Origin of the sequence: Bacteroides sp. (assembly GCF_019417265.1) — a bacterium.
Taxonomy (GTDB): domain Bacteria; phylum Bacteroidota; class Bacteroidia; order Bacteroidales; family Bacteroidaceae; genus Phocaeicola.
This window is the reverse complement of the sequence record NZ_DXVR01000013.1, coordinates 1-24,621: the sequence shown is the minus strand read 5'-3', so window position 1 is coordinate 24,621 and position 24,621 is coordinate 1. Positions and strand designations below refer to the sequence as shown.

General features: G+C 43.6%; 20 protein-coding genes, 1 tRNA gene and 2 pseudogenes. 10 read left to right on the top strand and 13 right to left on the bottom strand.

Going from position 1 to position 24,621, the window contains the following annotated elements; translation table 11 throughout:
* Positions 1–15 precede the first annotated feature (15 nt).
* The 7 genes and pseudogenes from QZ379_RS03135 (at position 16) to QZ379_RS03105 (ending at position 8,036) form a co-directional block, all read left to right on the top strand.
* Positions 16–1,683: a formate--tetrahydrofolate ligase gene (locus tag QZ379_RS03135; RefSeq protein ID WP_291558292.1), complete on the top strand. Its 1,668-nt coding sequence runs from the start codon at positions 16–18 to the stop codon at positions 1,681–1,683.
* A 166-nt stretch (positions 1,684–1,849) separates the two neighbouring features.
* Positions 1,850–3,130, top strand: a complete 1,281-nt coding sequence (locus QZ379_RS03130) for a TolC family protein (protein ID WP_291558290.1) — start codon at positions 1,850–1,852, stop codon at positions 3,128–3,130.
* Positions 3,131–3,217: 87 nt separating this feature from the next.
* Positions 3,218–4,108: an HlyD family efflux transporter periplasmic adaptor subunit gene (locus tag QZ379_RS03125; RefSeq protein WP_291558287.1), complete on the top strand. Its 891-nt coding sequence runs from the start codon at positions 3,218–3,220 to the stop codon at positions 4,106–4,108.
* Positions 4,109–4,137: 29 nt separating this feature from the next.
* Positions 4,138–5,052 (top strand): ABC transporter ATP-binding protein, encoded by a 915-nt coding sequence (locus QZ379_RS03120; RefSeq protein WP_291558284.1) that lies wholly within the window; start codon positions 4,138–4,140, stop codon positions 5,050–5,052.
* Between the two features lie 5 nt (positions 5,053–5,057).
* Positions 5,058–5,795 (top strand): annotated as a pseudogene (locus QZ379_RS03115) (ABC transporter ATP-binding protein); the annotation flags it as partial.
* Positions 5,796–5,800: 5 nt separating this feature from the next.
* Positions 5,801–6,907, top strand: coding sequence for an ABC transporter permease (locus QZ379_RS03110; RefSeq protein ID WP_291558281.1), 1,107 nt, complete (start codon positions 5,801–5,803; stop codon positions 6,905–6,907).
* Between the two features lie 7 nt (positions 6,908–6,914).
* Complete coding sequence (locus QZ379_RS03105; protein WP_291558278.1) at positions 6,915–8,036, top strand: ABC transporter permease; 1,122 nt, start codon at positions 6,915–6,917, stop codon at positions 8,034–8,036.
* 25 nt (positions 8,037–8,061) lie between these two features.
* Here the strand turns inward: QZ379_RS03105 and QZ379_RS03100 are convergent.
* The 5 genes and pseudogenes from QZ379_RS03100 to QZ379_RS03080 form a co-directional block, all read right to left on the bottom strand.
* Positions 8,062–8,238 (bottom strand): annotated as a pseudogene (locus QZ379_RS03100) (transcriptional regulator); the annotation flags it as partial.
* 132 nt (positions 8,239–8,370) lie between these two features.
* Entirely contained in the window at positions 8,371–11,220 is a 2,850-nt protein-coding gene (gene gcvP, locus QZ379_RS03095) for an aminomethyl-transferring glycine dehydrogenase (RefSeq protein ID WP_291558272.1), read from the bottom strand.
* A gap of 27 nt (positions 11,221–11,247) precedes the next feature.
* Positions 11,248–11,886: an MBL fold metallo-hydrolase gene (locus QZ379_RS03090; RefSeq protein WP_291558270.1), complete on the bottom strand. Its 639-nt coding sequence runs from the start codon at positions 11,884–11,886 to the stop codon at positions 11,248–11,250.
* A gap of 4 nt (positions 11,887–11,890) precedes the next feature.
* Positions 11,891–12,517 (bottom strand): 16S rRNA (guanine(527)-N(7))-methyltransferase RsmG, encoded by a 627-nt coding sequence (gene rsmG / locus QZ379_RS03085; protein ID WP_291558267.1) that lies wholly within the window; start codon positions 12,515–12,517, stop codon positions 11,891–11,893.
* A gap of 36 nt (positions 12,518–12,553) precedes the next feature.
* Positions 12,554–13,408, bottom strand: coding sequence for a DUF3298 and DUF4163 domain-containing protein (locus QZ379_RS03080; protein ID WP_291558264.1), 855 nt, complete (start codon positions 13,406–13,408; stop codon positions 12,554–12,556).
* 172 nt (positions 13,409–13,580) lie between these two features.
* Between QZ379_RS03080 and lipB the strand changes: the two genes are divergently transcribed.
* Both lipB and QZ379_RS03070 read left to right on the top strand, forming a co-directional pair.
* The gene (gene lipB / locus QZ379_RS03075) at positions 13,581–14,231 is read left to right on the top strand and encodes a lipoyl(octanoyl) transferase LipB (protein ID WP_291558259.1); all 651 of its coding nucleotides are present in this window, start codon (positions 13,581–13,583) and stop codon (positions 14,229–14,231) included.
* Positions 14,232–14,430: 199 nt separating this feature from the next.
* Positions 14,431–14,503, top strand: a tRNA-Lys gene (locus tag QZ379_RS03070).
* Between the two features lie 158 nt (positions 14,504–14,661).
* Here QZ379_RS03070 and ric read toward each other — a convergent pair.
* Positions 14,662–15,381, bottom strand: coding sequence for an iron-sulfur cluster repair di-iron protein (gene ric / locus QZ379_RS03065; protein WP_291558256.1), 720 nt, complete (start codon positions 15,379–15,381; stop codon positions 14,662–14,664).
* Between the two features lie 688 nt (positions 15,382–16,069).
* Here ric and QZ379_RS03060 point away from each other — a divergent pair.
* Positions 16,070–17,326, top strand: a complete 1,257-nt coding sequence (locus QZ379_RS03060) for an ATP-binding protein (protein WP_291558253.1) — start codon at positions 16,070–16,072, stop codon at positions 17,324–17,326.
* A gap of 211 nt (positions 17,327–17,537) precedes the next feature.
* Here QZ379_RS03060 and QZ379_RS03055 read toward each other — a convergent pair whose 3' ends face one another.
* The 7 genes from QZ379_RS03055 to QZ379_RS03025 all read right to left on the bottom strand — a co-directional run bounded on the left by QZ379_RS03055 (position 17,538) and on the right by QZ379_RS03025 (position 24,256).
* Complete coding sequence (locus tag QZ379_RS03055; protein WP_291558250.1) at positions 17,538–18,890, bottom strand: leucine-rich repeat protein; 1,353 nt, start codon at positions 18,888–18,890, stop codon at positions 17,538–17,540.
* Positions 18,891–18,904: 14 nt separating this feature from the next.
* Complete coding sequence (locus QZ379_RS03050) at positions 18,905–19,801, bottom strand: fimbrillin family protein (RefSeq protein WP_291558247.1); 897 nt, start codon at positions 19,799–19,801, stop codon at positions 18,905–18,907.
* An 88-nt stretch (positions 19,802–19,889) separates the two neighbouring features.
* Entirely contained in the window at positions 19,890–20,828 is a 939-nt protein-coding gene (locus QZ379_RS03045) for a fimbrillin family protein (protein ID WP_291558245.1), read from the bottom strand.
* A 22-nt stretch (positions 20,829–20,850) separates the two neighbouring features.
* A complete protein-coding gene (locus QZ379_RS03040; RefSeq protein WP_291558242.1) occupies positions 20,851–21,744 on the bottom strand; it encodes a fimbrillin family protein in 894 nt (297 codons plus the stop codon).
* A gap of 25 nt (positions 21,745–21,769) precedes the next feature.
* The gene (locus QZ379_RS03035; RefSeq protein WP_291558240.1) at positions 21,770–22,663 is read right to left on the bottom strand and encodes a FimB/Mfa2 family fimbrial subunit; all 894 of its coding nucleotides are present in this window, start codon (positions 22,661–22,663) and stop codon (positions 21,770–21,772) included.
* 21 nt (positions 22,664–22,684) lie between these two features.
* Entirely contained in the window at positions 22,685–23,914 is a 1,230-nt protein-coding gene (locus QZ379_RS03030) for an OmpA family protein (protein WP_291558238.1), read from the bottom strand.
* 96 nt (positions 23,915–24,010) lie between these two features.
* A complete protein-coding gene (locus QZ379_RS03025; protein WP_291558236.1) occupies positions 24,011–24,256 on the bottom strand; it encodes a hypothetical protein in 246 nt (81 codons plus the stop codon).
* Between the last annotated feature and the right edge of the window lie 365 nt (positions 24,257–24,621).

Here is a 24,621-nt window from a genome sequence, read left to right as displayed (position 1 = left end):
TATAAAAATAAGAATATGAAATCAGATATAGAAATCGCACGCAGTATTGAGTTAACCAAAATCAAACAGGTTGCAGCAAATTTCGGTATGCCATTGGAACACGTCACACATTACGGACGTTATATGGCTAAAGTATCAGAAGAAATCATCGACGAAGAGAAAGTAAAGAACAGTAATCTTATTCTTGTAACCGCCATTACTCCTACAAAGGCAGGTATCGGTAAGACTACAGTATCTATCGGTCTTGCATTGGGACTTAACAAAATAGGCAAGAAAGCTGTCTGTGCCTTGCGTGAGCCGTCGCTCGGACCATGTTTCGGCATGAAGGGTGGTGCAGCCGGAGGTGGTTATGCACAGGTTCTTCCTATGGAGAAAATCAATCTTCATTTCACTGGCGACTTCCACGCCATCACTTCTGCACATAACATGATAGCAGCACTCCTCGACAACTATATGTATCAGAACCAGGACAACGGTTTTGCCATGAAGGAAGTGTTGTGGAACAGAGTACTCGACGTAAACGACCGCGGATTGAGATATATCATTACAGGACTTGGCGGTAAGTCGAACGGTATCACACGCGAATCAAGTTTCGATATCACTCCTGCATCGGAAATCATGGCTATCCTCTGTCTTGCGAAGGATGAGGCTGACCTTCGCCGCAGAATAGAGAATATTCTCCTTGGCTTTACTATCGACAACAAGCCTTTCACAGTGAAAGATCTTGGAGTGGCAGGTGCCATAACAGTATTGCTGAAGGATGCTCTTTCTCCAAACCTCGTTCAGACTACAGAGGCTACTCCGGCATTCGTACACGGAGGTCCGTTCGCCAATATCGCACATGGATGCAACTCTGTTCTTGCTACCAAGCTTGCAATGACTTTCGGTGACTATGTAATCACAGAAGCCGGATTCGGTGCCGACCTCGGAGCAGAGAAATTCTATGACATCAAGTGCCGCAAGGCAGGTCTGCAGCCTAAGCTTACAGTTATTGTTGCTACAGCTCGGGGACTGAAGATGCACGGTGGAGTGGAACTTGAGAAAATCAAGGAACCTAATATGGAAGGTTTGCGCGAAGGCGTTAAGAACCTCGACAAGCATATCGAAAACCTCCAGTCATTCGGACAGACTGTAGTTGTTGCTTTCAACCGCTATGCTAATGATACAGACGAAGAAATCGCTTTCGTTCGTCAGCACTGCGAGGAAATGGGAGTAGGATTTGCTGTTAACAATGCATTTACAGAAGGTGGTGCAGGTGCTGTTGAACTTGCAAATCTTGTGGTAGATACGATAGAGAAGAAACCGTCTGCTCCTCTTTCATTTGCTTACGATGAGGAAGACTCAGTAGAGATGAAAGTTACTAAAGTGGCATGCGAACTTTACGGCGCAAAACAGGTATTGTTCGGACCTGCTGCAAGAAAGAAACTCAAGATGATAGAAAAACTCGGATTCAGTCATTTCCCAATCTGTATCGCCAAGACACAGTATTCGTTCTCTACAGACCCGAAACTGTATGGAGTAGCATCAGGATTCAACTTTACAGTACGCGATATAGTAATCAATGCCGGAGCTGAGATGTTGGTAATCGTAGCCGGCGAAATGATGCGTATGCCTGGATTGCCTAAGGAACCACAGGCTCTGCATATTGATATCGTGAACGGTGAAATAGAAGGATTGTCATAATTTTGAAGTTAAAGAAGTTAAAGAATTTATAGAAGTTAAGTAGTCTGCCATGGATGTTATGTCTGTGGCAGATTTTTTTTTGTATCCGAAAAAATAAGGTTGCATATCTTGTTAAACTTAAAATAAAGTGATAATTTTAAGACACTAATTAATATTATGTTATAGAATGAAAAGACTATGTACTACCGCCATTGCAGTTGCCATATCTGCATTGTGCTTCGGACAGACGAGTATAACCATTGAGGAGTGCTACAGCAAGGCCAGGGAGAATTATCCTTTAATCAGAAAGCTTGGTCTGGTAGAGAAGACAAAAGAATATAACATCGACAATCTCAACAAGGGCTATCTTCCACAATTGATGTTCTCCTCAAAGGCCACATATCAGTCCGATGTAACGAAGATTCCTATCGACCTTGAGGCTATGGGTTTTAAGGGAGTTGAGATTCCGCATCTCAGCCGGGACCAGTACGGCATATCGCTTGACCTTAATCAGACTATCTGGGACGGTGGGGCAATAAAATCGTCGAAAGAGACGGTGAAATCATCTTCCGAAGTGGAAAAGAGGAATATTGAGGTCAGCCTCTATGCTGTGAATGAAAGGATTAACCAGATATATTTCGGTATTCTGCTTGCTGATGCCCAGATAGAGCAGAACAGGCTGCTGAAAAAAATCCTTACAGACAACTATGCTCAGGTGGAGTCGTATGTGAAAAACGGAATTGCCAATCAGTCCGACTTGGATGCCATCAGGGTGGACATGATTAAGGCGGAACAGAACGAAATAGATTTTGTGACAGCAAGGAAGACCTATATCGCTATCCTTGCCAGACTGACTGGTATGGAGATAGATGGGGAAACAAAATTGGTGAAACCTTTGCCGGAAAGTCCAACGCAGAGCGATGCTTTAGGACGACCGGAAATGAGCCTGTTCGATGCGCAGGTGATGAAGTACAGAAGCGATTATAACCGTATCAATTCAGGGCTGTATCCGTGTTTGAGCCTTTTCGCCACAGGAGGATATGGCAAGCCGGGATTTGATATGTTCGAAAATAAGTTTGCGCCATACTACATGGCCGGAATAAAGCTGAACTGGAATATAGGCAATTTCTATTCTCTGAAAGGCCGGAGAAAACTGATACGAAACAATATTGATATGGTGGAAAATCAGCGTGAACTCTTTCTTTTCAATACGGATATAGACAAGACTCAGAAAGAACTTGCCATAGACAAATACATGAATCAGATAAAGTATGATGACGAGATTATCCGCCTGAAGACTTCCATCAGAAAAGCGTCCGAGGCAAAGATTGCCAATGGAACCATATCCGGCACCGACCTTATGCGTGATATCAATTCTGAACATTCAGCCGTACAGACTAAGATTCTGCACGAGATACAGCTTCTGCTTGCCATATATGATTTCAAGTATGTGATGAACGACTTTTAAATACCATTTAAACACCATTTAAATACCGTTTAAAAGCCTTTTAAAACACCTTGCAAAAACTTTTCAAAACATAAAAAACAGGGAAATATGAGAAACTTTCTTTCTATTATATCAGCAATGACTCTACTGACAGCATGTTCGGGTAGCGACAGTAAGTACGATGCTTCAGGAGTATTCGAAGTTACAGAAGTAATGGTATCGGCAAGAGTAGCCGGTGAGATTATGGACCTTGACATAGACGAGGGTGCAGAAGTTACAGTGGGGAAGCCTGTGGGATATATCGATACCGTACAGCTTTATCTTCAGAGGCTCCAGCTTGAGGCTAACGTGAAGGCGGCAGAAAGCCGTATATGCGATGTGGATAAGCAGACAGCGGCCATACGCCAGCAGTTAGACACACAGAAAAAGGAGCAGACCCGATTCGAAAATCTTGTAAAAGCCAATGCCGGAAACCGCAAGCAGTTGGACGATATCACTGCTGCCATCAATCTCTTGGAGAAGCAGTTAGATGCACAAACAGAAACATTGCGAAACGGTAATGCCAATGCCAAGGCTCAGGCAGAAGCCTTAAAGGCTCAGATAGCACTTACGAACGATATGATAAGCAAAAGCACTATCGCATCACCTGTGGACGGAACTGTTATGGCCAAATATGTAGAAAAAGGAGAACTTGCCGTGCAGGGACGTACTTTGTTCAAGGTGGCAAATATCAACGATATATATCTGAAAGCCTATATCACTTCCGGACAGATTACGGGTCTTAAAATAGGTCAGGAAGTAAAGGTTTTTGCCGACAGCGGAGACTCTGGCAGAAAGGAATATCGCGGAGTAATCTCATGGATTTCAGACAAGGCAGAGTTTACTCCGAAGACCATTCAGACACGCGATGAACGTGCCAACCTTGTATATGCCGTAAAGATTAAGGTACAGAACGACGGATATATTAAACGCGGAATGTATGGCGAGGTGAGTTTTTAATTCTTAATTATTAATTTTTAATTCAACAAATGCCCTCAGTATCAGTATCCCGATTATCAAAATCATATACCTCAATCAAGGCTCTTGACAATGTCAGCTTTGAAGTTCAGAAAGGCGAACTGTTCGGTATCATAGGTCCGGACGGAGCAGGGAAGACTACACTCTTCCGACTCCTCACCACACTGATATTGCCGGATGGCGGCAGTGCAGTGGTGGAAGACTTTGATGTAGTGAAAGACTATGCGTCCGTGCGGCGTATAATAGGGTATATGCCCGGAAAATTCTCGCTGTATCAGGACTTGACCGTAGAGGAAAACCTGAACTTTTTTGCTACGGTATTCAATACAACTGTAAAGGAAAATTACCATCTGATAGAAGATATATATAAGCATATCGAACCGTTCAAGACTCGCCGTGCCGGAAAATTATCGGGAGGTATGAAGCAAAAACTGGCACTTAGCTGTGCCCTTATTCATAAACCGAAAGTTCTTTTCCTTGACGAGCCTACTACCGGGGTGGATCCCGTATCAAGAAAGGAGTTTTGGGAAATGCTTCTGAGACTGAAAAGCCAGGGGATAACCATCATAGTGTCCACTCCGTATATGGATGAAGCCGGGCTTTGCGACAGGATAGCACTGATGCAGAACGGAAAGTTCCTCCGTATAGACTCACCTGAGAATATCATAGCATCCTATCCGCAAAAGCTATGGTCTGTCACAGCCGACAATATGCACGGACTGCTGAACGACCTGCGTTCCTGTCCGTATGTAAAATCATCATTCTCATTCGGAGCAAGCTGTCATGTCACTATGGTTGAAAGTGCTACTGCCGCTATGCCTGACGAATATCTGATTAATAAGGGATACGGAAATATTGATATTACAGAGATTAAGCCTACAGTGGAAGACTGTTTCATGTTGATGTTAAAGGAGGATGAGCAATGAAAGAAGAATACGTTATACAGGCCGAGAACCTGACCAAGAGGTTTGGCGATTTTACGGCTGTTGATCATATTACATTCAACGTAAGGAAAGGAGAAATCTTCGGTTTCCTTGGTGCCAACGGAGCCGGAAAGACTACAGCCATGCGAATGCTTTGCGGACTGAGCCGTCCGACGGAGGGTAAAGGAACAGTGGCAGGTTTCGATATAGAGCGTGAACCCGAAAAGGTAAAGCGCAATATCGGCTATATGAGTCAGAAATTCTCTTTGTACGAAGACTTGAAAGTGTGGGAAAATCTACGCCTATACGGAGGCATCTATGGAATGAATGACAGAGAAATAGCCGAAAAGACTGATGCAGTTCTCCGCAGTATAGATATGGAATCAGAGCGCGACACGATGGTGTGCGACCTTCCTTTGGGCTGGAAACAGAAACTTGCATTTGCCGTATCCACTTTCCATAATCCCAAGATAGTATTTCTTGACGAGCCGACAGGTGGGGTAGATCCTATCACCCGCCGCCGTTTCTGGGAACAGATATACGGTGCGGCGTCAAGCGGTATCACGGTGTTTGTCACCACTCACTATATGGATGAGGCTGAATACTGCGACCGCGTCTCCATTATGGTGGACGGCAGGATAAAGGCGCTGGACAGTCCTATGGTGCTGCGTAACAAATTTGGCGTGTCGGATATGGACGAAGTATTCCGCATGTTGGCACGCGAAGCTACACGAAAAGGAGATTGACAGTTATGAAACAGTATATTACATTTGTCCGAAAGGAGTTCCTTCATATATTCCGCGATTCCAGAACCATGCTCATCCTCTTAGGTATGCCCATGGTGCAGATGCTTCTGTTTGGTTTTGCCATTACCACCGAAGTGAGAAACACCAAGGTTGCAGTGTTCGACCCTTCGCAAAGCATGGAAACCAGAGCCATAAAGGAGCGTTTCGATGCCGGCGAGTATTTCACTATAGCCGAAGAAATCCGCGATGTATCGCGTATAAACGATGTATTCAAGTATGGTGAGATAGGCCTCGTCATGGTGTTCAGCGATGACTTTGAGAATGAACTCCATCAGGGAGGCGATGCCGCCGTGCAGCTTATTACCGACGGTACGGAGCCGAATCAGGCGTCAATGATAACAGGTTATGCATCAAATATCCTCGCACAGAGCATGCAGGAACTGTCCGAAGGTAGCAGTGCCCCGTGCCGTATAATACCCGAAATAAGGATGCTGTACAACCCACAGGCAGAGAGCGCATACAACTTCGTTCCCGGAGTAATGGGAATGATACTTATGCTTATTTGTGCCATGATGACCTCAATAGCCATAGTGCGCGAAAAGGAGAACGGCACAATGGAGATTCTCCTTGTCTCACCTATGAAACCGATATATATCATTCTTTCGAAAGTAACACCATATTTCACATTGTCTATGGTAAACCTTATAACCATACTACTGCTTTCGGTATATGTGCTCGGAGTACCTATTGCCGGCAGTCTGTCTCTACTGTTTTTCGTATCGGTGATATTCATCTTCCTTGCATTGTCGCTCGGACTGCTTATCTCCAACGTGGTTAATACCCAGGTGGCAGCCATGCTCGTATCAGGAATGGGACTTATGATGCCCGTCATGCTCCTTTCCGGTCTGATATTCCCGGTAGAAAGTATGCCACTTCCGCTACAGTGTCTTTCCGCCATAGTTCCCGCAAGATGGTATGTCGATGCCATCAGAAAGATAATGATTCAGGGAGCAGAGATACAGTTTGTCATGAAAGAGATAGGAATACTGCTTTTTGTCACAGTGGCCTTAGTGGCACTGAGTCTGAAAACATTCAAGAACCGCTTAAACTGAAACGTCTATGCTGAAATATTTGTTGGAAAAAGAATTCAAGCAGATAATGAGGAACAAATTCATTCCCAAGATGATAATAGCCATGCCTCTTTTCATGATGCTTATCATGCCCTGGGCTGCAAATCAGGAAGTGACTAATATCCGCCTGACTGTGGTTGATAACGACCATAGCGTGACATCAGACGAACTGGTGCGCAAGGTAGTTTCGTCAGGATATTTTATCTTCCAGTCAGTGGCGGACGGTAGCGAAAAAGCACTGAAGGATGTTGATGCAGGAAAGGCAGATATAATACTCGACATTCCGGACGGGTTCGAGAAAAATCTACAGACAGAGAGAGTTTCCGGTGTTATGATTTCGTCCAATTCCGTAAACGGAACTAAAGGAATTCTGGGCAGCAGCTATCTTTCTACTATAGTCAATGATTTTGCAGCATCGCTGTCTGAGGAAATGATGATGTCGCAACCTACAGCACTAAGTTCCGTGGGAAAGTCATTCAGGATTATGCCCCAATACAAGTTCAATCCGCATCTTGACTATAAGGTATTCATGGTTCCTGCCATAATGGTGATGCTCCTTACCATGATAACCGGATTTCTCCCTGCATTCAATATTGTGGGCGAGAAGGAGGCCGGTACAATAGAGCAGATAAACGTGACTCCTACGAGCCGTATGCAGTTCATACTTGCCAAGCTGATACCTTACTGGTGCATAGGTCTTATAGTCTTTACCCTCTGTATGCTGTTGGCTGTGTTTGTGTATTCGCTTATACCTGTTGGCAGTCTTCTGACGATATATCTCTTTGCTGTGGTATATATCGTTGCCGTATCAGGTATGGGACTTGTAGTGTCCAATTATTCGGACACCATGCAGCAGGCCATGTTCGTGATGTTCTTCTTCATAATGATATTCCTGCTTATGAGCGGACTTCTCACACCTGTTGCCAGTATGCCGGACTGGGCACAGTATATAACAATATTCAATCCGTTGAAATATTTTATCAGCGTCATGCGTATGGTATATCTCAAAGGCAGCGGTTTTGCCGAACTTGTTCCGTATTTCCTATCCCTGTGTGTCTTTGCTTTGGTGTTTAATGCATGGGCTATATTGGGGTATAGGAAGAGGAGTTGAATGGTGTAACAGTATCAAATACCTATGTTGGTGTTCCCAGTGCAAAATGCTCTTCCGAATAGTCTGCGACAAGGTTGGAAAGCAATTCCAATTCTATACTGTTAGGATCATCCAGAGGGGTTTCATCTGTGACCAGCGGAAGTAATTCCTCAACTCTTTTTATAGCCCAGTCGTATTGAGCTTTTGTCTCTATCTTTGTCATTGCTTTTGATTAATCGGTAACCGCCGATTCGGTTTAATTCTAATATTCAAAATTTAATTCTACAATACGGAATTATAATAAAAACCACCACGCGTGGGATACCAAGTGTGGTGGTTTTTAAGGTCTTTTTATTTATTCAAATGTTCCATACCGTGTTGGCAACAGCTTGCGGTCACCTAATGTATTGTCAATTCTTGCCACATTAATCCAGAACTTGTTCTGTCTTACGCTTTCCAGCGGATAAACAGCCTTGGCGCGTGTGTAAGGATGATCCCATTCTCCCTCTACCACCTCGTATTCCGGATGAGGTGCGTTCTTCAGAACATTGTCTTCGGCAGATGCGGTTCCGTTCTTCACTTCCTCTATCTCGTTCCAGATACTCAGCATGGTGTTTACAAAGTTGTTCAGCTCGGCAAGGCTTTCACTTTCTGTCGGCTCAATCATCAGAGTGCCGTGAACAGGGAATGAAAGGGTAGGAGCATGATAACCGTAGTCCATCAGACGCTTGGAGATATCATTCTCGTCGATACCGCTTTCCTCATGCAGCCTTCTGCAATCGAGAATCATTTCGTGTCCCACAAAACCGTTCTTTCCTCTATATACTATTCCGTATGTGTCGTTCAGACACGCAGCCAGATAGTTGGCATTAAGTATGGCAGCCTTTGTTGCGTTTTCCAGACCTTCGGCACCCATCATGCAGATATATGCATATGTGATAGGCAGTATTCCGGCACTGCCATACGGAGCTGCCGAAACCTCGTTCAGAGCATTATCGGTTGATGCATGTCCCGGAAGGAAAGGCACAAGATGTGATTTCACGCATACAGGACCAACACCAGGACCGCCACCACCGTGAGGGCTGGCAAATGTCTTGTGCAGATTCAGATGACATACGTCCGCACCTATAGTTCCCGGATTGGTAAGTCCCACCTGGGCATTCATATTCGCACCGTCCATGTAAACCTGTGCACCGCAGTTATGTATGATGTTGCAGATTTCCACTATATCTGTTTCAAAGATTCCGTGAGTGGAAGGATAAGTAATCATCAGTGCAGCCAGACGGTCCTTGTTTTCCTCTGCCTTGCGTTTCAGGTCGTCCACATCCACATTGCCATGCTCGTCGCACGCACAAGTCACAGTGGTAAATCCGGCCTGAACAGCCGATGCCGGGTTAGTTCCGTGAGCCGATGCAGGAATGAGAATGATGTCCCTGTTTCCTTCACCGATGCTGTTCAGATAGGCGGCAATTATGCGCAGACCGGTATATTCACCTGCAGCACCTGAGTTAGGTTGCAGAGTCACACCGTCCATACCAGTAATAAGAGCCAACTGTTCCGACAGATTTGTTATCAGCTCCATGTAACCTTCAGTCTGGTCAGCCGGAGCAAGAGGATGCATGTTCATCCATCCGGCGTTGCTTAGAGGCAACATTTCGGAAGCCGCATTCAGTTTCATTGTACAGGAGCCGAGTGAAATCATGGAATGAGCCAGAGAAATATCCTTACGTTCAAGACGCTTGATATACCTCATCATCTCCGTTTCTGTATGATACTTGCAGAACACCTCATGAGTGAGATACGCACTCTGGCGCTTCATATCCTTTTTGATAACCGAGCCTTCAGGAATTTCAGCCGTTTCAGTGAAAGGCTTTTCGGCAGCGATGGTAAATATGCTTAACAGAAGATTAGCTTCGGCCACAGATGTAGTTTCGTCTACACTCAGTCCGACATCGCCATTGTCAAAATATCTCAGATTGACACCCTTGCCGACAGATATAGTCTTTATTTCGTCAGTCTTCACATGCTCAGGCATCTGTAGTCTGAGAGTGTCGAAATATACCGCATTCTTCTGTACATAACCTAATTTTGACAACTGTTTAGCCAGCCAAGCCGTAGTGCTGTGAATGCCGGAAGCAATACTCTTGATACCTTCCTGACCGTGATAAACGGCATAGAATCCGGCCATGGTAGCCAACAGAGCCTGAGCGGTACAGATGTTCGATGTAGCCTTTTCGCGCTTGATATGCTGTTCGCGAGTCTGCAATGCCATACGGTAGCACAGATGACCGTATTTGTCTTTCGACAGTCCTATGATACGTCCCGGCATATTTCTCTTATATTCGTCCCTTGTGGCAAAATAGGCAGCCGACGGACCTCCGTAGAACATAGGAATACCCAGCCTCTGAGTACTGCCGAACACTATGTCGGCGCCCCATTCTCCCGGCGGAACCAGCAGAGCCAGCGACATGATGTCAGCATCCACAGCCACCTTGCATTCGGCCTGATGAGCCTTCTCGGTGAACTCCCTGTAATCCTCCGCGCTACCGCTGTTGTTAGGATATTGCAGGATGTAGCCGAATACATCCGGAGTAAACTCAAACTCCTTGTATGAGCCTGTCTTTACGTTGATACCCTGAGGAATAGCCCTTGTCATGATAACAGCAAGGTTCTGAGGGAAAATCTCCTCATCCACGAACAGGGTACAAGCCCCTTCCTTCTGCTGCTTGCGGCTTCTCAGTGCAAACATCATTGTGGCAGCCTCGGCAGCGGCAGTAGCCTCGTCCAATAGAGAACAGTTGGATATCGGCATGGCCGTGAGGTCGCATACGGCAGTCTGGAAGTTGATAAGAGCCTCAAGTCGTCCCTGGGATATTTCAGCCTGATAAGGTGTGTACGAAGTGTACCACACCGGATTTTCGAATACATTTCTCTGTATTACGGCAGGAGTGGCAGTGTCGTACCATCCCTGACCGATATACGATTTGAATCTTGTGTTTTTCGCTGCCATCCGGCTTATATGTTCGGCAAAATCGTGTTCGCTCATAGCCGGTTTCAGCGGCAGTCTCTCCTTAAGTCTTATTTCAGACGGGATGGTCTTTTCTATCAGCTCATCCAAAGACTTTACTCCAATTTTCTTGAGCATTACAGGAATATCCTGTTCCGAGATACCGATATGACGGTCGGAAAATGAGAAACTTTTCATGGTTATATTAGTTTAAGTTTGTGAGTTTTATCTGAAAAACGGATTATTCATCTTTTCGTTCCCTATCGTAGTAGGCTCACTGTGTCCTGTATAGACTTTTGTTTCGTCAGGCAGGGTGAACAGGCGGTTGCTTATGCTGTCTATCAACTGTCGGTAATTGCCTCCGTCAAGGTCTGTTCTTCCTATACTGCCTCTGAACAGAACGTCACCACAGAACAGACAGCCGTCCTTTTCGTTATAGTAGACAAGGCTTCCCGGCGAGTGTCCCGGAGCCTGTATCACCTTCAGTACTGTGTTTCCGAAGCGGACTTCGTCACCGTCTGCCAATTTCTTTCCGAGGGCAGGAACATCCTCGTTCATCGCAATTCCGAACATACGGCAGTAGTCCTTAATCTTAGGAATAAGGAATTCATCGTCGGCCGAAGCCTCAGATACCACGCCGTAAGTCCTGCATACGAAAGCATTGCCGAACACGTGATCCGGATGCAGATGAGTGTTGAGCAGATGCTTCACGGTAAGTCCGTTTCTTTCGATATATTGTTTCAGCATCTCCTGTTCATCCTCGTAATAACATCCGGCATCTATGATAACCGCCTCGTTGGTTTCGTCCGAAAGCACATAAGTGTTTACCGGGAACATATTGAATTCAAAGCACTTGATAGTCATAAAATCATTTGTTTATAGTTACATAAACCACCTTCTTGGTCTCAAAGAATTCCTCTTCGAAATAATCTTTCAGGTCATACATCACAGTCTGGTGTTTCACCGGCATAACCTCGTTCTGAAGTTCGCCGCCCTTCAGGCAGATAAGTCCGTTAGGCAAAGCATTGTGCTGCTCCTTCTTGATATTCTTTCTGATGATTTTCAGAAGGTCTGTAAGAGGCATAACGGCACGGCTCACGACGAAGTCGAACAACTGTTTCTCTTCCTCAGCCCTGCAGTGGCGCGTAGTAACGTTCTTCAGTCCTATGGCTGAGGCAATTTCAGTAGCCACCTTGACTTTCTTTCCGATGCTGTCCACCAGGTGGAAATGAGTGTCCGGAAACATGATAGCCAAAGGAATGCCCGGGAAACCGCCACCCGTTCCGAGGTCCATAATCTCAGTACCCGGCCGGAAATTAATCACCTTGGCGATACCCAAAGAATGAAGCACATGGTGTTCGTACAGGTTTGTAATGTCTTTTCTGGAAATCACGTTGATTTTGCTGTTCCAGTCAGTGTATAAATCGTATAAAGCCATGAACTGCTCTTTCTGCGTGTCTGTCAGTTCCGGAAAGTATTTCTGTATAATCTCCATTTATTGAGTTAATAATTAAGAATTAAAAAATAAGAGCTATTCCCTGTTCAGCATCGTTTCAATCTCGGCGTAAGGTACGTCGATGATGAATTCACCCATTGAGTACGGAGCAATGTCATATCTGTTGTACAGGAACGAAACCCTGTCCTCGAGCAGCAGGAAGTTGTCCGGTATATAAAGGTCCACATCAAGCAGAGCGCCGTTCTCTTTCAGTCCCTCTATCGAGGTGATGGTGTCTGTTTCCAGTCTTTGGTTCACCTCGTCTATCAGATGTTTCATTATCAGACCGACAATCTCTTTCTCCTTGTCCTTTCTGAATACCACGTCCTTGGTCAGCACCTTGCCCGATTTAGCCAGCAGGTTGGCCCATTTGATGGTAGTGTTAGGATGAGCCCCTCCCGTATCCTTGAAAGTAGACACAGAGAAGTTCCAGATGCTGTCATTGTTGAGCGACAGTTCCGAAGTAATCTCATACTCATAGTTATACCATGCCGGTATGTCTTCCGGCTTTATACCGTTATGGAGGTCGGCCTCATAGAATTTTATCAGCTTCTCCCTGTATTCTTTGGTATATTTGTTCACTACGGCAGGGATAGCCTCCTGCGGACCCATGTTGCTGTATGTATCACCGAATGCGATGCTCTGAATCCTTGAGTTGATGATGGCGGAAATAGAATCCTTTTCGTCGCCGGCTTCGAGGTACATGTAATCTACAGAAACCTTGCATTTGGGCGAAGCTTCATCTCCTGCCTTCAGGGCAACCAATGTATCTGCCTGTATGCTTGACACCTTGGCCGGTTTTACAGACTGTGTCTCCCGGCAGGACTGCAGCGAAAAACACGCTACGGCTCCACATGCCAAGGCTGTATTAAGAATCGTCTTTTTATTCATAATCTGTTTTTGTGATAGTTCTTATTATCACAAATATAATGAAAGTTCTTGAAAGAGTTAATCTGATGTTTACATTTTAATAGTTTTTTACTGTATCAGCTATGCTTTGCACCATACTTCTTGCAATATTAAGATAAAACCCATATTTTTGTTATGAGTAAAATCTAAAATCATGAAAATAGAAGACTGGAAATACATACCATATTCCGAAGCCTGGAGCAGGCAGACGGAAATATTCAACTCTGTAATAGAAGCACGCAAAGAGGGGCAGCCGTACGAAAACCGTATAATCTTCTGCACCCATCCTCACGTATATACCATAGGAAAGCACGGCAATCAGGAAAACATGCTGATAAGCGGTGAGATGCTTTCGCGCATAGGAGCAGAAGTGTTCCGTATCGACCGTGGAGGCGACATCACCTACCATGGCCCCGGACAGTTAGTCTGTTATCCTATAATCTGTCTGGAAGATTTCAAGCTCGGACTGAAAAGCTATCTCCACCTGTTGGAAGAGGCAGTGATACGCACCTGTTCGCATTACGGAATAAAGTCCGGCAGGGTGGACGGAGCTACAGGAGTATGGATAGACATAGGCACACCGCGCGAGAGGAAGATATGTGCAATGGGAGTACGGAGCAGCCATTTCGTGACAATGCACGGTCTGGCGCTGAACGTGAATACCGACCTGAAATACTTCGGCTGTATCAATCCGTGCGGCTTTACCGACAAGGGAGTGACCTCGATAGAGAATGAAACAGGAACACAGGTTCCGATGGACGAAGTGCGCCGTATATTGACCGATGAACTTCTGAAACTGCTCTGAAAAGCATATAAGCCGTTAATTTTTTGTTAAAACGACAACATCCCTTTTATGTATGTTTATCTGCTGATAATGTGCACGTTGTACGCCCTGCAAGTATATGTCGCGGGAATAAAAGGATAAAAAACGGATAAAATTGTGCATAAAAAGTTTTGTAAATTCAAATAAAAGTTCTACATTTGCACCCGCAATCGAAAATGATGCACTCTTAGCTCAGTTGGTAGAGCAACTGACTCTTAATCAGTGGGTCCAGGGTTCGAATCCCTGAGAGTGTACTTGCACTGACGGTTTTTTGGATTGGGGAATCCATTGGCCGGAAAAAACGAATAAAGAGTCCTTTAAATCGTGAAGATTTGAGGGACTTTTTTTGTTTGTGTATCTGCAAAAAAAATAAGGGATGCCGAAACACCCCTTTCTGAAAATCCATTCCGGATTATCCGAACATTCTTTGTTCAAGTTCCAGGCTTTTCGGGAACATGATATTATTCTCGATATGTATATGCTCGAACAGCGCATTTACGAACTTCTCCAGTTCCGCCATCATGAGTCGGTAGGTATTACATCCGTCCTGCGGCACCTCAAAACCGTTGGTAATCTCCTTGATATGCAGATATCTGTTACCTTCAGCCTCGTGCTCCATGTTCATTACCCTTATAGGGTTTGCTATCGACCCGCAGTGCATAGGCTCGATGCTTACGCTCCTTTCCGAAGCGTCGAAAAGTTCAAGCAGATACGGGAACAGTACGTTTTCCTCTTTCTGCAGATGGTTCTCCAAGTCTTCAAGCGAAACACTGACCAAATCGTACAGCTCGTTCAGTTCAGGATGTCTTTCTCCGTGAGCGTTTCTCACCTTTTCTATCAGTCCCAGAAGTACCGGACCATTGTTTCTGATGCCTCTGTGATGAATCTTTAGTACATAGTCGATAAGCAGGTCGATAGGCCGGGAGGCAAACGGAATACCGCCCTCCGAAGCTGTATTGTTGCTGTTTATAGCGTTTATAACAGTGTCCACGTCTACATTCGCACTCTTGCAAGCCTCGTCCAATGCAACCTGCCCGTGGCAGCAGAAATCTATTCCAAACTTATAGAACACACTTGCCGTAGAAAATCTTTCGGCTACGATATCTCCAACATTTCTCTTTCTTAAATCCATATTACTTAATGTTTAATTGTTCGCTGCAAAGGTAATGGTAATAAACCTGGCAGACCGTAACATTTGTTACGTGGCGGCATAATATAGGTTAATTCGTATTCGCCGGGCGACAGTTGTCATTTTGACATAATGTAAATCCCGTCTTCCGAGAATGGCTGTTTTGCGTGCTATGATGCAGCCGGAGCCGAAAATCTGATTTATGGGGATTTGTGTATTGATAAAATGATATTGATGGGCGGTTGGACTGTCTTATGCGTAAGCTGAATAAATGGATACTGTAAACATATTTGTGATTATGCGTTCTTTTGATGCCTTTATGATAGTTGTAAGTGCTTCCGCTCTGTAGGCGAAATAGAATGAAATCTGCCTGTTTTGTAATGAATTTTCAACGGATTTGCAATCCGTTTGAAAACGCTTCGACGTTTCACTAAAAACGTCGAAGCGTTTTGGTTGAAATTCCTTGTCGTTTTCTTCCGGCTGTCTTGAAGATTCGGTAAAGATGCGTGCGGCAAGAGAATCCACACTCGGCTGAAGACTGTTGATAAGAGAAAGGTAGTTCTGTTTGTTGATTTTATTCGGTAACAGCGAATAGAATTATGACATTTTATTCGCTGCTACCGAATAAAAAGAGCCTTTAAATTTTGTAGTATCAAATAAAATTCGTACTTTTATCCCCAAAGGTAAGTATATGGAAAAGGAATTGTTTCGAACGATAATAGCTGAGAGCCAAGAATATATAGGTCGTATTCATTTGGTACAGCGTCCTCTATATTTAGAGGAATATGGCAATTATGTGTTTGTAGGAGTAAGACAAGCAGGAAAATCCTATTTGCTATACCAGAGAATACAGCAATTGCTGACAAATGGAGTTGATATAGAAGACATCGTGTATGTCAACTTTGACGATGAACGTTTGCAAGGAATGTCGGTTGCAGACTTCGATTTCATATTGCAAGCCTATCATAGCATGTATGAAGGTCAGCCCATCTTCTTCTTTGATGAGATACAGAATGTTGAAGGGTGGGCGAACTTTGCACGCCGTCTAGCCAACCAAAAATATCGTGTCTATATAACTGGCAGTAATGCCAAAATGCTGAGTCGTGACATAGAGACTGTGTTGGGAGGAAGATACCTGGGCATCAGCGTGTTTCCATATAGCTTTTCTGAATATCTGAAAGCTGTTGGAGTCTTGCTTTCAAAGAATTGGCAATATGGCCGAAAAGCAAATGAACTGCAGCGCCATTTCCGAACTTACTTTGATTGGGGTGGTTTCCCTGAGCTTGTACATTTTCAAGAAAAGAGAATATGGCTCAACAGCTTATATAATCGTATTTTCTTTAATGACCTGGTGGTTCGGCACAAAATAAAGAACGAGGATGCCTTACGCCTTTGTGTAAGAAGATTGGCAGAAAGCGTGAAACAGCCATGCTCCTTGAATCGTTTGAGCAATCTGATAAAAGCAACCGGTACTCCATGTAGCCCATCAACAGTAATGGAGTATGTTCGCTATCTGCAAGAATCATGCTTGTTGATTTCTATTGACAATTATGTTTCCAAGTTCGTGGAGAAAGAAACAATTAAAAAACATTATTTTGTAGATAATGGGCTGCTGCATCTCTTCATCAACAATCCGAACACCTCTCTGCTGGAGAACCTTTGCGCAATTACATTATACAAGAAATACGCCAAGGGCTTATACTATTATAATAAAAACATAGAGGTTGATTTCTATGTGCCGGATGAGGGGCTGGCTGTTCAGGCGAGCTATCAGATGAGCGATGGGGAAACCATAGAGCGAGAAGTGAAAGCATTAGTAGCCTTGCATGGTTTGCATCCTCTGAAGAGAGCTATGATAATCACCTATGAGGATGAAGGGGAGATTGTGCGTGATGGACTCAGAATAGAAATAAAACCTGCATGGAAATGGGTATTGGAAGGTTTGTAGAATATAAAGAAACAAGACACGATGAAGGGTCTATACGCCCACCTATCATCGTGGCATATAGACCCTTGTCGTTTCCCGTGAAGTGCGGGTGAATATGTTTGCTGGACACCTTATACTCCTGCCCAGCTTAGGAGTTTAATAATCGTTTGCACAAGTGATTAAGGATAAAGAAAAACTATACTGTAACAGTATTTACTAATGTATATTATCATCACCAACTCTTTACTGAGTTAAATTGATAGCCGAGGAATATACCATTATCAAAGTCTGGGGCAAAGTAATTTTCACCCGTAGGCTTCCAAATATATTGATTGCTATTCTCGTCAAACTCACCTTTCATGACTTCCTGATTTTTGGGCAAATACAAATCTATATATTGGGCCCAATTGTCATCATCAAAAATACCACCTCCGGAATTTGCTTCTCCTCGCACATCCGTGAGTTCTCCCAAAGTTACTTTTTCCAACATGATAAATCCTGCAAATGCACGTTCATCTATAGTAGAAACATTCGGAGCACAAATTTCTTCCAAATACACACAGCGGGATAAGGCATTCATTCCAATTTTTGTCACATCAGGCAAAAAAATAGACTTTAAAGCCTTTAATTCTTTCAAACCATCTGCAGGAATTTCCTTGCATCCTATTAGAGTGAGGTCTATAGTGGCATCTTGCACATTCTTAAAAGCTTCACGGATAGCCTTAAACTCATTAGCGCCAGCATCAGAAGCGAGGTTTAGTCTTATAGCAGTCTTGCTATTTGCTACTTCTTGCTTGATAGCTGACTTTATTTCTTCTGCACTATTTGCCGAAATGACAGTAGCATCCAGTGCATAACTCTTAGCATTTTCTGTTTCTTTCGAGAATTTATAAGTTTTCAAAGTTGCTTCTCTATATTTCACTGTTACTTCGGAATTATTTTCAAAAGTACCATATAAACAGGCATTGCCCTTTCCATCAGATGTAAGTGTATAATTTCCTTCCTGTTCCATATCGCTGCTGCCCGCAGGAGTGAAATATTCGGTATCAACTGTTATTTGCTTATTTGGCATAGTTGCGATGCGCAAGCGGGAATAGTTGCGTGTTGCCTCGGCAAATTTTACGGTTATAGCCTGACCATTAGGGGTGATATTGGCTTTTCCCTCGATATATTCATCCGTTCCTGCAACCTTGCCTTCTTTCAAAACTAATTTGCCGGCTTCCCATTTGTAATTAGGGGCATAATATACATGAGGAAAGGTTGGCACTTCGTCTTCTTTATAAGACAACTCGCCACTTGTCAATTCCCAGCTACTGCCATTATATGTAAAAGCAGCATACTTAGTCCCTAAAGTCTTACTGGTCATCTCCAGAAGCAACTCATCTCCTTCTGCCCATGAAGTCTTGCCTTCATCAGGTGTACCAATAGCACGAGTCTGTGAATCTCCGAATGCCGGAAATTCACCAACAACCAACTGTACGTTGCTTTTGCCTGTTGTTGCGGTTGTTTCTTCTATATCACTTGTGCATGACGCCATTACTATAGTAACGACTGCCAGCATGATGTATTGAAATATCTTTTTCATATTTTTTCCTCCAATTATTTGAGTTCATCTTCGTTTGTCCAACCAGTCATATTATCTATGCTGATTCTGGTCAGTTCCACTTTGTCTTTTCCTACATCGAGTTTGTAGGTGTAGCGATGGCCCTCTTGAAACTCCGTATTTGACTTCATTTTTGCATGGAAGTTTTGGTCGCCTATCTTGAATTTCACGAAAATCTCGCCAGCTTTGTAGGAACCAGGGATAACGATTGCAGAAAACATACCATCGTCATGCTTACAGGCTTGTACCCAATCAGGATTACCTGAAGGTGTATTCATTACAAATTTTCCCTGGTCTTGGTCTCTAAAAAATCTAACACTGTTGTTTTTTGAATACACTTGTGGTTCACTAATATCCATATTAGGATAATCCGCAGTACCAACATGATATACTATCGTGACCAGCGACATGCGATGCTTCATAGGAATGTCTACATAATAGGACAAAGGAATATCGTACCAATATCCAGTTATGAGATCAGCGTTTTTCAATTTACCTTCGCTGCTTTGGTCTGTTTGTAAATCATACTGTAGATTATTTATCCCAAAATCCATGTCAGATGGATATACAGCCAAAATTGTATGTTGTTCGTATTCATTTAACCAACGAAAACTTCCTGTACGAGACCATTCTGCTCCATTATAAGAAAGAACAGCCGTACTACCAGGATCATAATCAGTAAATATACTTACTTTCAGCTTATCTTTATCCTCCCAATTGTTATCGTCTCCCAATGTATTGACACGAGTCTGCATACCTCCAACAGAGAAAGTGGCATTGATTTCCTGCCCTTTCAGCGTAGGAGCCATATCTTCATTTTGCGTACAAGCAGTAAAGCCCATAGCCATAAGGCCCATTACTGCATAGGAAATTCTTTGTTTTATCGTCTTCATAATCTTCAGTTTTTTATTGTTAGTGAGTTAGTGAGCGGTCAAGCTCACTAACCCTGTATTCCCTATTTCAGTACCTTATTTATCAGAATTATTCTATTTCTGCATCTAAATCACCTAAATCACCATTTTCCCAAGGATATATATTAGCATCTTCTATAGTAATCCCCGTATTTTTAACAGTTATGTTGTATGTATATTTTTTGCCACCTTCAAATTGTCCATTGGTGGATGGTGTTATAGGGGTTGTGTATTTTACTTCGCTATCATTCAACAACAAGTAAATCTCTACATCCATCTTATTGCTTTCAAGGCTTTGCGGCAACATGATATAAGCAAAACTTTCTTCGCTTTCAAAAGGTACATCATAAAAAGGACGAGTAAGAGTAGCTCTGTCACCAATAGTTTCAACCGAACCTGTTCTTGTGTCAAATTTACCGCTTGTAAATATTCCTTTCAACTCTAAGCGATTGAATTTATAATTGTTATATTTGACACCCTGCCCTGGTTTAATTTTGAATTCAACCAAACTCATACAATGCTTAAAGCGATGTTCGATATCTGTAAAATTCACAATTGGAGATGCTTTGCTTGCAGTAGCTCCTGAGGCAAAAAGTACATCAGCCATACAAGGTTGGTTTTCTTCTACCTCAGCCATATTCCAATCCATTTTACCATCAGTTAAGGATTCGCTATAAGGATAGTATGCACTAAATGTTGTCTCTTTGTTGTCCTTGAAATAGATGATGTTGTTATTGTCAGCAGCTTCAAAAGTACCATCCCCATTTGTTGTTACATACTTTTTGTTGTCTCCAGTTGTATAGCCAGATGATGTGACATATACGCCAATGGCATCGCCTGCTGTCCAGCTGTTGTTGTCTGCAGTTCCACGGGTTTTGATATTGTTGGAAATGTCCGCCTGTACGGTAGCAGCAACAGGACCATTGTTGCCGATACCGTCTTCTTCGTTAGCGCAAGCTGCAAACAGCAATGCTGCGGCTGCGATGTATAAGAATTTAAATTTTTTCATATATCTTGTTATTTAAGAGTTGTTATTGTGCTATATGTTCATTATTGTCTCCTGCCTCTGTCCAAGGCTTAATGGTTCCAGAAATATCTACGGCAGAACGACTCAATTTTACTACTGTATAGTGGTATCTTTTGCCACCCTCAAGTTTTACAGGCATTGTCCATACAAAAGGAGCGTCGTAACCATTCTTGAGGTCAAACTCTATCACTCGGCTTGCTTCTTCTGTAGGGAGCAGGATTGCCTCATACAGCTTGCCAGCTTCGGTAGTTTTCATCGTGATGTCCGCAGGAGTTTCTTCACCAGAGATAGTTCCATCCACAAGATTGAAAGTGGCTTTGGTATTCTGGCCTTTCACTGTCACAGTCATTTTCTTAAGGTCTTCTTGCGTGAGACCGTTACCTGGTTGAACATCCAAAATAAGATTGCTTAACTTATGGAAGAACTTCAAGTCAACCTGTGGCGTAGCTTTGTTGCAGCCTTCTGTCTTGGCATACATGAAGTCGATAGTTTCTTGTTTCGTTTGGTCTGTTACATCAAGTGCTACCTTGTAGTCATTGACAGTGGTCTGTGGATAGTAAGAATAGAAGTCCACATCTCCATCTATCGGGAAGAAAATAGTCTTACCTCCAGAAATAGGTGAAAAGGCTATACTTCCATTTGACTGATAGCAAACATTGTCAACACCCTCTTTGATTACATCCGCAGAGAGTGTCTTGCCTGCTTCTATCATGAAGATACCAATCTTGTCACCATCAGCCCAAGCTACACCGGCAGCACGGGTGTTTACGCTGATACCACCAGTAAATTGCACGGCTACCTTATCGTTCTGGGTAGAAGGTACGGTGTCTTCTGTACTGCATGAAACCATTGCACCTGCCAAGAGTGCAAGGGCGAAAAACTTAGTCATCTTTTTCATCTTATAAATATTTTAAAAGTTATTATTATTTTATTTCTACTTCATTGTTGAGGTTCGTCCAACCGTTGATGGTAGCTTCCAGATTCATCTTTGGCTGCATTTGGTTGTAGTTGAGTCGCAACTCATACTTTCCTCCAACCTTCATCGCAGGAGCGGTGATGTCATACTCCTGCAAGGTCTCGTCAGGGAGCAAGAGGCGGAGATAAACATGAGAGGCGGAACTTCCCTGTATGGTCGGCATCAGCCGAATGACTTCCGATTTCAGGGTTGATTCCGTAGCCAGGATAGTAGGTATTTCCACTTCCGTTGGCTTTATGCTCGGCAAACCGTAGTCTCCATCACTGTTCTTCTGTGTAGGGAACAGACACCAGGCTGCATCTAATGCCTTACCACTCATCTCTGTGCCTTTCGGCACATTCTCAATGATGACGGTCAGTTCCGGAAGCACGCTCTTCATAGGGTTTTGCACCACATAGTTGCCTTCCTTGTTGTCTATCCTCACGTCGGCAACTCCGAAATAAGCATTATGCTTCACATCTTTAGGATTGGTCAAACCTATCTGGATATTGTTCCAATTAGTCAAAGCCCTGGTCTGGTCAGTGGTGAAGAATGGCTCTATGAGATTGGTAATAGCCAATATCTGATAATGCCCTTCAGGAAGAGCGAAGCGTTGGCTTGCCACCTCCTGCGCACTGCCATAATGTTTTTCCTCTACAAGCGAGCCGTCATCGGCATTGAATATCCAGAGCTTCACATCATTCACTTCCGTACCTTGGTCGGCTTCATCTGCCCAAGTGAGCGATACTGACAAACCACCCTCATCCTCACCATCATGAACATCATGGTCGCAACTTACCAACAGGCATGGGACGCATAACAGCACCCATAACCAAATATTAAATCTTCTTTTTGCTTTCATTTTCTATCCGTGTTTTATGGGTTACTGATGATTGTCTGTTGTCTCTACTCGGCGAGCTTTCTGGGCTTCGCGAGATCCGTCGCTTCCCTTACCTGCAGCCGAAATGCGGCTTGCCGCTATGCCTTTCTTTACCAGCCAGGCCTTCAGGGTTTCTGCTCGCTGGCGAGAAATGCGCTTGTTCACCGCCACGCTGCCCCTGGTGTCGCACCAGCCTGTCACCGTCACCTTCATATCCGGATTCTCCTTTAATATATGGAGGATTTCGTTCAGCTTGGATTCCTCGTCAGGGTTGATGGCGATACTGTTGAAATCGAAGTAGATAACAGGGAATTTCACCTCTGAGGTTTCAGCAATGTCTTGTTCTGCAACCTTGGTTTCTGCCTTATCCGCCTTGGCAACCGTCTCTTGCTGTTGGGTGTTCTCCTCTGGGGTAGTCAGCTGTTGCTGGACTTCCGGCTGATGAATGGTTGAGGTTTCCATCATTTTCCTTTTCTTTGCCTTGGTGAAGCTGATGCCCAGTCTGATGCCACTTTCCCAAACAAAGTTGTTCTTATGCAGATGCTCCGGCATTCCATCCATACGTTCGCCGGTAAGACGAGTCAAACCGGAATAGATGCCCAATTTCAGGCATGAAGTCAGTTGGTAGCCAACCTGCAAGTCTGCACCATAACCCAAATGCCAGTTGGTTGAACCTTTCATCACCTTGGCATCATCGGCTATAGTCTGAATGTCAGCCTTGGTAGTTACTGCATATATATGAGGTGAAACTGCCAAATCCCATCGGCTGTTAGCTGTCTTATGGAACAGCCCAAGGAGATTAACGTTCACTCTTGCCCCATACCTGCCCATCCTGACATGGCTTTTCAGATTGGCATATTCCCAACTGTCCATGCCTAAGACACCTGCGTTGTAAAGCATACCATCGCTACCCAACCAATAGTTACGTTCTACGCAACAGTCTTGTGCAAACAAGTTCATTTCTCCATACTTGGCAGATAACTCAGCCGAGAAGATGGAGTTGAAACGATAGCCACCATATAAGCCGGCAGCCCAACCGAGATGTGTTTTGTCGTGTCCGAAACTTGAGAAAGTAGAGAAACCGAAAGGCATTCCACCCTCAATACCGACATACCAGCCTTGCGAAATAGTCTTTCCATCTTCTTTTACTTCTGCTTTCGCAAAAGAAAAAGGAAGAATAAATGCAAGCATTGCAATCAGCAGTCGATTCTTTGTTGTCAAATAATTTACCATATCATTCATTTGTTTTTTATCGTAAAGGTAAGGATCTGTCTCCAATTACAAGACAGGTATCCACCATAAAGCTAATTCATCCATTATAGCCGAAACTCACTCCAGAAAATACAAGAGGTTTGTCAGGAAGATAAATATTGATGCCAACAGCAAATAGATATAAAAGCGTTCTCTCTTGATGAAGTCACGAAAGCTATAGCGAGCCTTCCAATGATTCTCAAGATACATCCTGTACTCATGTATCATGGCATATCCGAAGATAATACATGATATGAGTACAAACACCCCGATGATGATCAGGGCTAATTCAATCCTTGGCATTGTTTCTATTATTTCTTTCATGGCACAAAGATAGTGTTTTTCATCAAAAAAAGGTGGCGCATTCCCCTGTCAAAGTGTCTACTTCCTATGTTTTAGGTGTCTACTTCGTAGGAAGTAGACACCCATTTTAACGATTTATTCCCTTTTATTATGCGTTTTTCTGATATTTATTGAAAATGGTTATTTTGGAGATTTTCGAGTTACTACTAACACAGAGATGACATAAATATCATTTAATCCACCCAACGGTTATATTGCAATAAAGGGTCTATACACCCTTTTGTCGAGGTGTATAGACCCTTGGAACAACTGCGAAGTATGGGTTGATAATTAGGGTGTTCAGTTTTATGTTCTAAAATCAGCTCGCTTTTCTGAGTGTTTTAGAC